Consider the following 13,923-nt stretch of genomic DNA (forward strand, 5'->3'; position numbering starts at 1 on the left):
CTGATCGCTCAATCGAGGTCTTCGGTCTGTCTGTTCTGCTGAGGGAGGCTGCTATTCGTCCGGAGCCGATTACTGTTTATCGTTTTTCTGCTTTTCATTCAGCCAGCGTTTCCCTTCCATGAACTCCGTGTGAAAGGCGGCATAAGGAAACTCACGATCGATCTGCTTTCCTTTTTCGAGAGTTACTTTTGTTCCTGGAGCATTTACGTATCCGTCCGGATGATTGCGGAATAATGCTGTTAATCCCTGATCTGAAAGGTCCGAGTCGGGCAGTTTAATTCCACTGCAGAGTCGTAATACGGGAACATTCGCCAACAGGTCCGCGCTTCTGAGATTCGGTGCTTCTAATCCAGAAAAATCGGGCAGTTGCGACAGTGCCTCTGCACTTTCTGGTGTGATTTCGAAGTCACGCGGTAAGATGACACGAATGGGACGAAACAGTTCGGTTTCTGAGGGCAGAAGAGACTTGTCATACGTTTGGGCACTGATCTCGGAATTGTTAATGCTGGTGACAATCTTGCATCCCTGCTCAAGCAGTTTGATGGCAGCCTCTCGCGCCACGGGGATTCCCAGGTAGCGATTCATTGAGCCGCTATCAGTATCGATTACCGTCATACCCGGCTGGAAATTTTGCAGTTTGGCAATCAGTTCCGGTTCAAATCTGAGGCCGAAAGAAGCTATGTATAGAAACCGCAGGTTCAATTTGGCAAAACCGGGCGCACGCGCCAGTCCTTCCAATTCCTGAGGAACGGGACTGTAAAGATGCAGTTCTCGCAATCGCGGCATTAATTCCAGAAAACGAAATTCATCATCAACCTGAGCGGCACCGAGTATGAAAGTATCAAGGTGTTCGAGTCCCATGTCGGGGTTCAGGTCTGACGTTTTCAGCGGAGTGCTGTAGATATTAAATTCAGTCGTGTTTTCATTGAAACGCAACCCTTCCAGTGCCCTGGGTTCCAGGCTACAGTTCATCAGACTGAGTGAGTGCAGGGTCACCAGGCGGCTTAATCGCGACAGACTGGAGAGTGTGATCTTCTGATTTGACCTGCCGAAATCAATGTCGAGGATTCGAAATGGTTCTTCAGGAAGCTGATCCAATCGATTTTTATGAGATTCAGTTCCATGGGCTTTCTTGAAACTGACATTACCACCCAGATTGATTACCCATTCGGCCGTCTCGCGTTCGAACGCCAGTTGCTCATCATCAGCTAAAGGCGTGTTCGGCTCTTCATGCTGGCTGGTTTTGTTCTGCTCCGCTTTTTCCCGTTTGTCGTACAGGATCTCCAGCCAGCGCAGCCCTTTTTCATAATTTGAAACGAATGCAGCGTGCGGAGCCTCATTATCGAGTTGCTGAACCAGCGCTTTTGAGACGCGCGTTCCCTCGACATTGAAGTAGCCGTCTGGGTCCTGCAGAACCAGTTTTTTAAACGCCGGGTCTGTCAGGTCGGATTCGATTAAATGAACTCCACTGCAGAGCCGGATCACAGGAAGCTCCGCGAGCAGATCGGCGTTTTTGATCTTATTCGCATGAATTGAGTAAGCTCTGGGGAGAGAAGCCAGATGGTCGATAATTTCGGGGGTGAGTTCCAGTTCAGGTGGCAAAATAACTCTGGACAGACTGAAGGGCACCCGATCGGAGGGCAGATTCTTTTTCGAATAGTTCTGCTTTCCTTGTCCCGGTTCTTTCAAGGTACAACCCCGTTCTATCAGGGCATCTGCAGCCTGTTTTGCTACGGGAATTCCGAGATATGCCTCCTTCCTCCCAGAACCTTCTGCGGTAATTGTCATCCCGGGTCGGGCTGTTTGCAGTTGTTTAATTACTATGGCATCGAAAGAGCCGATGGAACGCAGTCTGAGAAAACGTAATTTAGATTCACTCAGCAGGGGAGATTGGCTGAGTTCCTGAAGCGCAGCGGGAGAGATCGCTGTGATTTCCAGCGCTCTCAGGTTTGGCATTTGTTTGAGAAACTCAAAGTGGTCATCGATTTGTGAACCGCCTAATTCCAGTGTATCGATGAATTCCAGGCCTTGAGTCGATTTCAGGTTTGAGACCTTCAGGGGAGTACGCACGATTCGCAAGGTTTCAAAAGACTGTTTAAAACGGACGTTCTCAAGTGCATTGGGAGTCACTCCCGAATTTTCCAGGATCAGTTCTTCCAGGGTCATTAACTGACTGAGTCGACTTAAATCTGTCAGCGGTCCAGTGCGGGGATTTTGAAAAGCGACGGATTTCAGCCGGAATGGTTCATCTGGGAGTTCCTTGATGACCTTGACGTTAAATTTGAAGTCATGTGCCATATTAAAGCGGACGATGCCCCCCCGTTCGATCAGCCACTCCGTGACTTCCCGTTCCGGGGCAAAGGGTTCGACAGGATCAGCGTCCTGTGGTGCAGTTGACCCAATCTGGTCGGCAGCAGGACTGGTGACCTTTGCTGATTTATCCGGTGTCTGGGACGGCAGCCAGTTCAAGTTGATTTCCGCTGATTGGATATCTGCGGGACTGATTTTAAAGCGACCGTTTTTGATGTGAAGTCCATTGACCGACGCCAGCACTCTCTGTTCGCTGTCATCGACTTTGATGGTTGTCAGTTCTCCCCAGGGAAGCCGCTGCTCTCCAATGCGGAGACTGAGTTCATGTGAACCCGGTTCCTGGGCCCCGTTCCAGCTTCCTGACTTCAGTTCCAGTGGTTGCCCGTCAAGCAGCACCTGGGCTCGTTCATCATTCAGGGTGACATGCAGATTACCCTTTGATGCCGTGGGCTTCAGAAAGGTGATTCCCAATAGCAGTACGGCGAGCAGTGCCATGCCTGCGAGTATCTTTCCGGGACTCAAACCTTTTCGAGACGAAATGGCCTGATCGGTCTCAAGCCAGTTTGTGAGGACTTGAGCAACTTCCTGCATTGTGGCGTAGCGTTGCTCAGCGGAGCGGGCCATCATTTTGCGACAGATCTGATCCAGCCGGGAGTTGATGTCGGGCTGAATGTTGCGGACCGGCCGCGGATCTTTAGTCATGATCTGCGACAGGATCGATGCCGTCGTTCCCTGGAACGGACGTTGTCCGGCGAGCAGTTCGTACATGATCACACCCAGCGCGTAGATATCGCTGGGAGGGCCAATCTTTTCCAGATCGCCCTCCACCTGTTCGGGTGACATGTAAGACGGGCTCCCCATGATCTGGCCATGCTGCGTGATCTGAGTTGCCTCTTCGTTCTGGCTCATCAATGCCAGTCCGAAATCGGTAATGATGGGCGTGCCATCCTCGCGGATCATGACGTTGGCGGGCTTGAGGTCCCGATGCACGATTCCCTGCTGATGCGCGAGGCCCAGCGCCTGGGACAGCTGTTGAATCAGCTCGACGACTTCGACCTGATTGAATTTCTTCCCCTCCTGGAGCAGCGCTGCCAGAGATTCTCCTTCGATGAATTCCATCGTGATATAATGCACGCCATCAATTTCGTCGACGTCGTAGACCGAACAGAGATTGGGATGATTCAGATTGGCAGCCGCCCGTGCTTCGCGGTAAAAGCGGGCAATAAACTGGGTATCGGCGTGTTTGTCGATCTGGGGTAGTTTCAGTGCGACTTTGCGTTCAAGCTGTGTGTCACGGGCCAGGTAGACGCAGCCCATGCCTCCCTCACCCAGGCGGGAGAGGATCTGGTAGCGTCCGAAGGTTGCGGGGAACTGTTCGAAGTGCAGGCGTGATTCTTCCACCGTGCGCAGTCCGGAACTGTCTGCCTGGCCGGAATCGGATTCACCGGCGATCCGGGTTTTCGTTGCGTGCGTTCTGGCAAACAGCCGGGACAACTCGTCCGCGATTTCAGGATGATCCTGAATCAGCTCCTGCTCACTGATGATTTTACCGGAATCCCGCAGGCGATAATAACGTTCGATCAGAATCAGTTCCTGCAGCAGGATTTCCCGCGTGGGCTGTGCGAAGTCGGCGATCGTGTCTTCCAGAGATGGAGTCTGTCCGCTCTGCCAGGAAAGTTCATATTCCTCGCAGGATTCTTCGATGCGGATCTGGATCTCCGCGGTCAGGTTTTCCAGCTCTGATGGTTGATTCATTTGTCCAATCCTTAACTCGTGCACTGCGAGTTATCAGCTGGATCGCCTTTGGTTGCCTGTTCCCGACATGTTCTTCCCACAAAAATGAGAAACGAAACAAAAAAGTCTGGACTGGATTTAGACCAGCTCTGATTCCACTTCTTCAGTCCAGATCTGACGTATCAGGACCAGACGCCGTTCCACGCTCCGCTCCATGACACCCACTTTGGCTGCAATCTCTGCATTGGTATAACCTTCCAGCTTCAGCCGGGCGACATCCCGCAGTGAATCTTTACCGAGTACCGCCAGCATCCGATTGGCTTCCTCGGCGGCTTCAACTGCAAGTTCCGGACTGGGGCTTTCCTGAGCCAGTTGATCCAGCCAGTTGTCGGACTCCTCGTTTGATGTACCGGAAACGGTGCGTCTGACGTCCCGTTTCTGTGCGCTCTGACGTCGGTACAGGTTTCGCGTTTTACAGAGAGTGATATTTACTAGTAGCGGCCAGAGGCTGGTGCGGTCATTCAGATTTGGGAACTGACCCGCTTTGAGTCGCACGAAAAAGCTGTTGAATGCGCTGAGGACGGCGTCTTCCTCGTCTTCCACCCGACAGAGATCCTTCTGCAGGTGGGAACGCGCCAGTTGGACCAGCTGCTCAAAATAGCGGTTCCAGAGCTGCTGCTGCAGGCTGTCTGCTTCTCCCCGTTTGAGTTGATCCAGCCAGTTAGTGACTGATCCCTGATTCTCCATGCCCGCTGCCATCATCTATTCTGAGTAAGGTCGTATTGTGTTGGTCAATTTCAATGCCATCGTCCGCAGACAGGCTTCGCTTTTCCCGAAAAACTCAAATCTCGCAGCTGTCATTCACTGCATACCGGGTAAAGCCGTTTTATACCAACTCTTTGACCTGGCGGGATTTGCGACAGCTGGTTTCGAGAATTATCTGATTTCATCAGAAAAAAGAAATCTTCAGCGTCGGGATCGCTGTCGGTACTGCGATTGTACAGCAGGAGCAGAGCAGGCACAACATTTTGATCAGTAATTTACTCGTCAGATGTAGTGCGGAATTTGACTCAAAATTAAAGAAAGCCACTTGAAAACGGGAGCTGATACGATGCAGACGGGACGAAGCGCACATTCGATCAAGAGACCGACAGGTTGTCGGGGTCTTCGCTGCTTACTTTTGCTGGTGGTCATCAGTCTGGTTCCCTCACTGGCGTGGGCTGAACATCGTCTCTGGACCAGTGCCGATGGAAAAAATCAGGTGCGGGGAGAACTCAAGGGAACCAATGGAAAGCTGGTCATCCTCGAAAAAGAGTCTGATGGCAAACTGCATCTGCTGCCACTCACTGAGCTCAGTCAGGCTGATCAGGATTTCGTAAGACAAAAATATCCAGATATCTTTGCCAAAGAGAATAATGGCTTACCGCAGGCGACACCTGAGGGCAAAGCAACTCCTATGGCTCCCGCGATGAATGGAGAGAAACCGGTCCCGACAGGTAACGCACCCGCAGACGGTCGATTCAACTGGGCTCATGTTCTGGAAGTATTGCCTCAGTTTAAGCTCAAACAGCTGGATGGAGCAGCCATTCTCAGTGATAACGCAGGCCTTTATACACACAAAGAGCAACGTACGCTTCATACCTCAGCCGATCACATTGGTGCCTTAATGAGTTATCTGGTTGATCGAGAAGGATATGAGCTGCTGGCGAAAAAAATGGAAGAGAAAGGTTTTGAGGGGGCGTTCAATACCACAAATGGTAGAGAGCACCAGCGGATCGAGGATTGTTTTCACCTGTTCGAAGACGGCTATAAACTCTTTTATTCGAAAGATGATAAAAATCAGTACTACGATCTGCGTAGTTCACGCGTCAATGATTTTGACAAAGGCGTCCAGGTTGCCAGCGTAATTCGCAAGTATGCTCAGGATTTTCAGAAAATCAAATATGCGGGCGAAGCCATTCCCCTGGCAGTCTTTTCACCCGCGACTCTGGATGACTACCTGGAAGACCGGGGAGAATTCCCGTTGCGAGTCAGAGGGAGTTTGAATCATCTCAAGTTGCGATCGATTATGAGGGAAGTCTACCTGAACTCCCCTGAAATGCCCTCCGGAATTAAAAAGACTCCTGCAGAAGCACGGGAATTCGCCCGCCAGATCGAAGGCAAGAAGCTGGCATTCCGCAAAGATGTCCTGTTGTCGAATCTCCGCTTCGAGCAGCATCGTCGATTTCTTGGGATGCTCAGAGAAGACTACCTGGTGAATGTGCAGATTGTCCGCCTCTCACTCGTAGACGCTGCAGATCCAACCCAGGTAATTCAATCATGGGATGTCAATCCAGCGATCGAACAGCCGACTGCACCACCGGCTGAAGAAAATCAGGATCTCGCACAGAAAATGCAACAGCTGGCCAAACAGCATGGCCTGGTAATGTGGAAAGGTTATCCCGCCGTTCGAGCTGATCTGACTTTTTCAGATGAAGTTTATCTGGGCAGCGATCACCGGCGGTTTACCGGGTTATTAGACCGGGTTGCACTGGGCTTGAATCCCAGGCACATGAGTCCGGTTCTCCTGGCGACTCATTTTCCGGAAACCATTGGAACACTCGTCAGTATTCAAAAAAATCGGGCTGGCGGAATACATTCTGCAGACTGGCTGGGAACCAACGAATTCGACAGACGGGATATTCTTAAGCGTTTCGAGCAGAACTATACGGATAAGCTGAGCAAGTACGCGGTCGAGCTGCCGATCCGTTTTGTCGAGATTCGTAAAGTCCTGTTAGGGTTTAATCGCCGGTACGATTTCGAGCGGGAAGGGGTCTTGATAGATCTCCGCAGCGGAAATGAGAATTTTCCGGGTCTGACATCCGGCTCTTTTGACCAGCGGGATAATAAGATTAAGGGTTATTATAGACCCTGCTATGAACAGCAATTCCTGCCTCTGACTCCCGAGCAGGCACGTCCCATGTTCAGCCAGGCAGGGCCGGGAGGTTGTGAGGCTTATCTGTGCCGCGTCGTTACCTGGGATCGTATGCAACTGAAAAATGATGATGAAAATACGCTTCCGCCCGTATCAATTACCACCGAATCCCTTGAACTTTACCAGGACCCCTTTCTGAAAAATCAGCTGGCGACTCTGGAATTTAAGCAGCTGCCTCCTTCAATTTTGAGTGAAGCGAAAGGACAGGCTCTCCCCGGTCCCGATCAGCCGGGCAACCTGGATCAATATTCGCTCTTTCTACTCAAGCATGAATTAGACGGCAAAAACGTAGATCAGGCAGAGCTGGAAAAGCTGTTTGATGATTACCGTTACAATTTTAAATCTAAAGCTCACTCCTTTGGCAGTGATCTGTATCAGCTCAAACAGGCAGAAGAGGCTTATTCAGCTCACGGAACCGCCGACTTGAATGCGACTCCGCGAGATCCGGAAGAAAAAGCAAAAGACATCAAGCAGTGGCAAGACGCGAAAAAGAAAGTGGAACAACATTTTGTGAATCCCAGTTCGCCCTTCTTTCCTTTGAGTACTTCTCAGCGGAACCTCGATCAGAAACAGCTTCCCGCACTGAGCAAACAATGGCACGACTGGATGCGTCAGTGTCTCAAATCCACCGGGCGACGCTTTGTCGTCCATGCCGGCATCAAAGTCGATCCTCAGCTTCGCGATGTCCAACTCATGGTCTCCCACGGTGGCATGACGAACCCTTATACCTGGGGGCCGACCAGGCCACTCATCGAACAGGGCGTTCCCGCCGATCGGCTTGTGATCCTGCCTTCCCAGGACCAGCTGAACCTGGTCAACCTGACTCCCTGTCTGCAACTTGAACAACCTCTGGAAACGACCTTCAAACAGATCCCCGACGACATTCGCGACCATATCCTCGAACGTCTCAATCAGACAGCTCGACTCGAAATGATTGTCTCCATCGGCGAACCCAGACTGCTGCCAGATTCCTCAGGCAAAGGCCAGGACGGGCTCCTGCTCCCAGCTCAGCTGCACGGGATTCAGCTCTTCAACGATCAGAAACTGATTTATGAATATCGCCTGCCAGAAAACGGTAAGCAGAACAACACAGATCAAACCACCTCCGTCTCCAAGACTCCTGCTTCAATGTCTGCTGAGAAGAACGCGGTCCCTGCCGACTCCGGTCAAATTGAAACATTCACCCCCGCGACCAGCCTGCGTTTGATCGCCCGCTACCTGCCCGAATTCGCATCAGCGAACGGCGGCTCGCTGATGTTCAACCGCTGGCGACACGAATCCGATTTCCGTGCCGTCGGGCAACGCTCGAAGTTCGGTCTCAATCCGGAGCGTGGCGTTTATTTCCGCCCGCAAGCACCGCGACCCAAAGTCGAGCAACTCCAGGCCGAATCCACCGCGTTCGTTAAATGGCTCAGTCGCCCTGAATCCTTACCGGGGAACCGTTATACGCTGCAATTCCCCGCCCGCTTTCTCCCTCTCACCGAAGACGTCAAAGGCCACCGTCGTGCGATGCCCAACGCGAGAGGCTTCACAGCCCTTTCCAATTATGGCAAAGTCCTCTCCTATATCAGAAGCGAAATCAGCAGCCGCAAGCGGAGCATTGATACGGAAAACTTCATGAACGGCAACGGCTCCAGTCGTTCCAAATCTGGTGGCGGTGGTGGTATCGGCGGCGGTCTCTATATCGGCTCCCCCAATAATGGCACCACAAACACCAAAGAAAAACCGGAATCGAAAAACAGTAAGCCCTCTGCAAAAGTACTCAAGTATCGTCAGGAAATTGAAGATCTGACGCGTCTCTTAAACTACGTTGAAAGTGCGCAACAGAACTTTTATCTGCACCATATCAGCAACGATTATGGCTTCACCAACCTGCAGGGCAATCTCCAGGCGTATGGCAACAACGATCTCGAAGTCATCCGTTTACAGAAGATCTACGAACCCATCTTCACCGTACTGCATCTGAGTCACCAGATCGTCCTTCCCCAGTCTCTCAACCTCGAACCTGGTCGGCGCGACTGGCCCATCGAACTCGAATTCCACATCACAGGCGCCTCCTCCCGGGAGACACCGGTCCAACGCCTCGATCCTGAGATCACAGGCAAATACAGCGAAGAGCTTAAACTAGAGGATCACGGCAAATACGTCGTCTTCAATGTCGAAATCAAAGGGGCCTGGCTCATCGACCAGAAAACAGGCCTGCGATCTCACGCACTGAACCTCGTTCCCCTTACCGAAAAACAAACGGAAAAATAAACTCCGAAGCTGAAAGTGCCTCAGCTTCTAATCGAGACGGGACCGTGAAGGGTGCCCCCGTCTCGATTTTTTTCTCCTCTCTCAATCCGCTGTCTGTTCCCGCGAATGACTTTCCAGAAACGCGATCAGGTCCCGCAACTCGCGATCCGTCAACGCATGCACCAGACCCTGGGGCATGAAGGAAACCGGCGACTCGACAATCGCCTCCACATCATCGCGATCAAACGTCTTGTTCTGACCGTGGGCATCGCGAATCGTCTCCTTCACGTACGACCGCAGCCGGATCCCCGTAAACGTCCGCCCGTCCGTCAGAATGATTGTTCGCGGCTGATATTCCGGAGCCATCTCCCGGCTCGGTTCGAGAATCGAACGCAACAGCCACGCCCGGTCCTGCCGATCCCCCAGGCTGCTCAAGTCAGGCCCCACCACATTCCCGCGACCACTGTGTCGATGACAGTGAGCACAGTTCGTCAGTCGGGAATGATGAAACAGTCGCCTTCCACTCTCCACATCCGCCGCCCCCTGAACCCCTTCAACCGCTTTCAGCCACGCACTGGTATCGGTCAGAGCAGGGCGGTCCGTCTTGAGGGCACCCGGATTCACGGCCGCCTGGAACGCATCCTTTGAATCGGGATGCGCTTTCGCCAGCGTCTTTATTTGTTTCTTCTGCGCATCGGTCAGTTGCATCGAACGCAGACACCGCAGCGCCTCTTCACGAACCACCTGGTCGGAAGAATCGGCCAGCTTGAGCATCAACCCGACCTGCTGTTCCGCCAGCGGCGCCAGCCCCGCAATCGCTTCGGCCCGCAGGATCGAATCCTGTTTGGGATCCGCGGCCAGCTGCGCCAGGATCTTCTGTGACACAATCGGATTCCCCGACAGCGTCCGCACCGCTTCCAGCGACAACTCCGCATCATTCACCGCCAGCAGTTCTTCCAGCATCGCCAGCGTCAGCCCCTTGGGGAACTGTGTCACCACCTGCTGTCCCGCTTTCGGAGCAGACCGCGACTGCGTTGGCAGCATCCGCAAGGCGTACGCCCGAATCTGCGGGGCACTCTGTTTGTCCTTCACGCGGGCCAGCAGCATCTCCGGATTCCGCACGCCGTCCAACGCCTTGCCATTCAACGTGTTCCACGCCGCAATCGCTGCTTCAAACCGCTGATAATCCAGATCACTCTGTGCCAGCACCTGTTCCACATCAGGCAGATACACTTTCAAACCCTTGTCCGAAATCCAGCGGATCGTCTCGAACTGCACGTCCGCATTCTTGTCCTTCAGGAAGACCGGAATCCACGTTGCCGACTCCGCCTGGGCCAGCTGCAGCGCCAATACCGCCTGCACCCGTTCCGCAGGCGACCACTTCATGACCTCCGCGGGCGTCCACTTTGACGCTTTATGAGACAACGCCACCAGGGCCGCCCGGGCCACAAAGGGATCCTCGTTCTGTGCCAGCTTCAATAGTTCCTTCACGGATTGGGTCGCATGTCCGCTCCGCAGATCCGCGGCCAGCTTCGCCTCTTTCGTCGGCGGTTCCAGTTCCAGCGGCCCCACCCAGTCGGCTTTCGTCAGGTCAATCTCGAGCTTCCACACCCGCCCGTAACCATGCGCCTGGTACCGTCCATCAACCCAGTCACACAGATACCAGGTCATGACCGGCTGATTCTCTTTAGGAGAAGCCCCGTCCCGTGGGGCGGCCCCGACCCTTGGGTCGGCTGCGATACAACTCGGTCGAAAATAACGGCCCCCTTTTACAATCGTGATCGGCTTCGAGGTGAAACTCGCTCCCTGTTGCGTGAGCGGAAAAAAGTCGACGCTGTGATCGCCCCACGAAGGGACCAGCAGACCTCGGCCCAGCGGTGCGATCCCACACGGTGCTTCACCCGAAGGATGAATCATCGGCAGCGTGCCCCGCAGTTCGCCATTCCAGGCCACAAACGGATGATGGGCTTCCGAACCGTATCCCCGCTCGTACCCATAATCGCCCCCTTCGACAATATGCAGCACGCGACACGGCGGCCGTTCACCGGGATCATTCTCCGCAGCGAAAATCTCACCATCCGCCCGCACACAGATACCAAACGGATTCCAGAATCCCTCCGCAATCCGCTTCAGCTGTTTGCCGTCTGCAGTACAACGGAAGATGCCCCCTTTGCCCGCGCCGGTAATCTTCGTCCCGTCGGTCCCCGTCAGCGTCCAGTCCTTGGCGAAGTTTTCACCGATCGCAAAAATCAGCTTCCCCTGGTTATCCCACGCCAGCCCTTCCAGACCGTTGTGCGGATAGTCTGCTTCACTCTCGAGCACCGCGATGTTCTCTTCGACGTCCGCCTTCCCGTCGCCGTCGGTATCCTTGATCCGCAGAATCCGGTCCCGCTCCGCCAGGTACACCCAGCCATCCGGCCCCAGTTCCAGGTCCATCGTCGCGTCGGTCGCGTTGTAGAACACCTGTCGCTTCTGTGCCCGTCCCGCTTTGTCCAGATCGGAAAAGATAAGGATCTCATCGTGCTCCGGACCTTCATAGTCGTCGGGCCGAAAATGCGTATGCGTCGCCACGACCCAGACCCGCCCCTGTTCGTCCACATCCACACCGGTCGGCGTCGACAACTGAGGCTGCTCAGCCACCAGCGACAACGTCACGCCCGGCTGCACCGCTTTCACCTGAGGGGGACGGTCGTCCGCCGGACTTTTGTCCGCAGCGTGAGATGACGAGACCAGCATAGACGTAACTAACAACACAAACAGCGACAGCGATTTCATGATGATCTCTCTTTTGAGGGCAGGGGGTGGGCAGTATCTGCAGGCAGCCATCAACGGCTCCTTATAAGCTAACGCACCGCCCCGCCCGAGGCAACCGATTCTCACCGCCCGGCGGATGATCATCGTCGCACCACTGACGAAACCCGCACTGCGCACCGGGCACACCTGCACTTGCTGCTGAAATTGAACTTGATCAGCCCCCGCCGAAGCGTATTGTAGTTCCCTTCTGGCTCGCGCGCGAGGCACGTCGCCGAGCACCGAAACACGCCCTACCTCTGACCGAAGTTCACCTGCACCTCCGCCGAATTTCACCGTCTGTCTACCGAAACACCCCGCACTACTTCGCCAAGTCCACCTCGCCCAGTTCAGGGCACACCAGGACAAACCCCGGCCGAACAAGGACAAAATCCAGGCCACACCAGGACAAAATCCGGCCACATCGGGACAAAATTCTGTCTTGACCCCCTCACGCCGATGAAGAAGATAACAGCCAACACCCAAGCAAACATCACCACAAACCCACACAGCCCCACCCCGTTTCAAATAACAGATCATGTCAGCCAACAATCCCATAACCAACTCCCCAACCCCAAAAGAAAATTAGCCACCGAGTATCAACACCGGTTGAAACGACTTAGCTATGGCCCATACAAAAACAGAACCAGCACCATCCCATGAGCGGCAAGGCGCTAGCCGCCGGTAACCAGGGTCGACGCTGCATAAACCACCGGTGGCTAGCGCCATTCCGCTCACAGAAACGAAGTCATCAATCCAGTGAGCGGCAAAGCGCCAGCTGCCGGTAACCAGTGTCGACACCGAACACAACACCAGTCACAAAACGTATCCCACCCACTACCAGCTACCCCCAAACCGTTTTCGTGTCTTTCGAGCCTTTCGTGGTAGAAAAAAAACGGGTAAGCCCGAATGCAATTCGGGCCGAGCGCAGCGAGCAGGAAACAGACAGTGTTGCGTCCCTGAATAGAAATCCTGGTTTACAGTCATCCCACCAAATCAGCCACAACCAGATTCACAACTCCCCAACCCCAAAAGAAAATCAGCCGCAGGGCCTTAGCCCCGGTTGAAACGACTTAGCTAAAGCCCATGCAAAAGCAGAGCCACCGCCAGCCCCTGAGCAGCAAGGCACAACCCGCAGGTAAAAACGGTTGACGCTGCATAAACCACCGGTGGCTAGCGCCATTCCGCTCACAGAAACGAAGCCACCAATCCAGTGAGCGGCAAAGCGCTAGCTGCCGGTAACCAGGGTCAACACCGAATACAACACCAGTCACAAAAGGTATCCCACCCACTGACAGCTCCAACCAGAATCGTTTCGTGCCTTTCGTGAATTTCGTGGTAGAAAAACAAACTCCAAACACCCATTCTACCCATCGGCACCGCCCCACCAACGTGAACATCGCGCATCATTTCCGCCGCGACTGATACCGCACGGCCCCCGCCAGGCAGGCCAGCAACAACACCCCGGCCGTAATCACGGCCGTCATTTGAACAAGAGAAACCAGGCTATTCATCATTCACTCCCGCGTGTCAAAAACCATCAAACAAGTCTGCAGACAGTATCGCCCCGACAGGTAAAACCACGCTGAAGGAAATCTAAAATATCCTTCATCTAAAAAAATAAGCCCCCAGACTGATTCCCAAACGTAGGGGCAGCCCTGTGTGGCTGCCCGCCGAACCAAATGACCCGTATAACTCCCCCCACATCTCAATCAGACAGCCTCCCTGAGCGGCAAAGCGCTAGTAACTCCGCTCTTAAGTTCGTTCTCACCAGAAAGAATATTTACGCCGTCTTCCTGTTTTTTGTAGACCACCAGATTACTGGTGACAAAAATGCTCTTCCGAGGTCTGATGAGGAATCTCACCTCACCCACCAGAAC

Annotated in this window: 5 protein-coding genes; 2 read left to right on the forward strand and 3 right to left on the reverse strand. The window is 53.7% G+C overall.

Features of this window, described 5'->3' with window-relative positions; translation table 11 throughout:
* Positions 1-69: 69 nt before the first annotated feature.
* Both RID21_RS06165 and RID21_RS06170 read right to left on the reverse strand, forming a co-directional pair.
* The gene (locus RID21_RS06165) at positions 70-4,065 is read right to left on the reverse strand and encodes a serine/threonine protein kinase (protein ID WP_350187761.1); all 3,996 of its coding nucleotides are present in this window, start codon (positions 4,063-4,065) and stop codon (positions 70-72) included.
* A gap of 117 nt (positions 4,066-4,182) precedes the next feature.
* Entirely contained in the window at positions 4,183-4,803 is a 621-nt protein-coding gene (locus RID21_RS06170) for an ECF-type sigma factor (protein WP_145182408.1), read from the reverse strand.
* 25 nt (positions 4,804-4,828) lie between these two features.
* On the opposite strand from RID21_RS06170, the gene RID21_RS06175 reads away from it, so the two are divergent.
* Both RID21_RS06175 and RID21_RS06180 read left to right on the forward strand, forming a co-directional pair.
* Complete coding sequence (locus RID21_RS06175; RefSeq protein ID WP_350187762.1) at positions 4,829-5,083, forward strand: hypothetical protein; 255 nt, start codon at positions 4,829-4,831, stop codon at positions 5,081-5,083.
* A 72-nt stretch (positions 5,084-5,155) separates the two neighbouring features.
* Complete coding sequence (locus RID21_RS06180) at positions 5,156-9,274, forward strand: hypothetical protein (RefSeq protein WP_350187764.1); 4,119 nt, start codon at positions 5,156-5,158, stop codon at positions 9,272-9,274.
* An 81-nt stretch (positions 9,275-9,355) separates the two neighbouring features.
* Here the strand turns inward: RID21_RS06180 and RID21_RS06185 are convergent, their stop codons facing one another.
* Positions 9,356-12,184: a PVC-type heme-binding CxxCH protein gene (locus RID21_RS06185; RefSeq protein WP_350187765.1), complete on the reverse strand. Its 2,829-nt coding sequence runs from the start codon at positions 12,182-12,184 to the stop codon at positions 9,356-9,358.
* Between the last annotated feature and the right edge of the window lie 1,739 nt (positions 12,185-13,923).

This window comes from Gimesia sp. (assembly GCF_040219335.1).
In the GTDB taxonomy this organism is placed as follows: Bacteria; Planctomycetota; Planctomycetia; order Planctomycetales; family Planctomycetaceae; genus Gimesia.

Coding starts and splice junctions, on each gene's coding strand:
- RID21_RS06165 (WP_350187761.1), bottom strand. CDS start 4,065: ATGAATCAACCATCAGAGCTGGAAAACCTGACCGCGGAGATCCAGATC.
- RID21_RS06170 (WP_145182408.1), bottom strand. CDS start 4,803: ATGGCAGCGGGCATGGAGAATCAGGGATCAGTCACTAACTGGCTGGAT.
- RID21_RS06180 (WP_350187764.1), top strand. CDS start 5,156: ATGCAGACGGGACGAAGCGCACATTCGATCAAGAGACCGACAGGTTGT.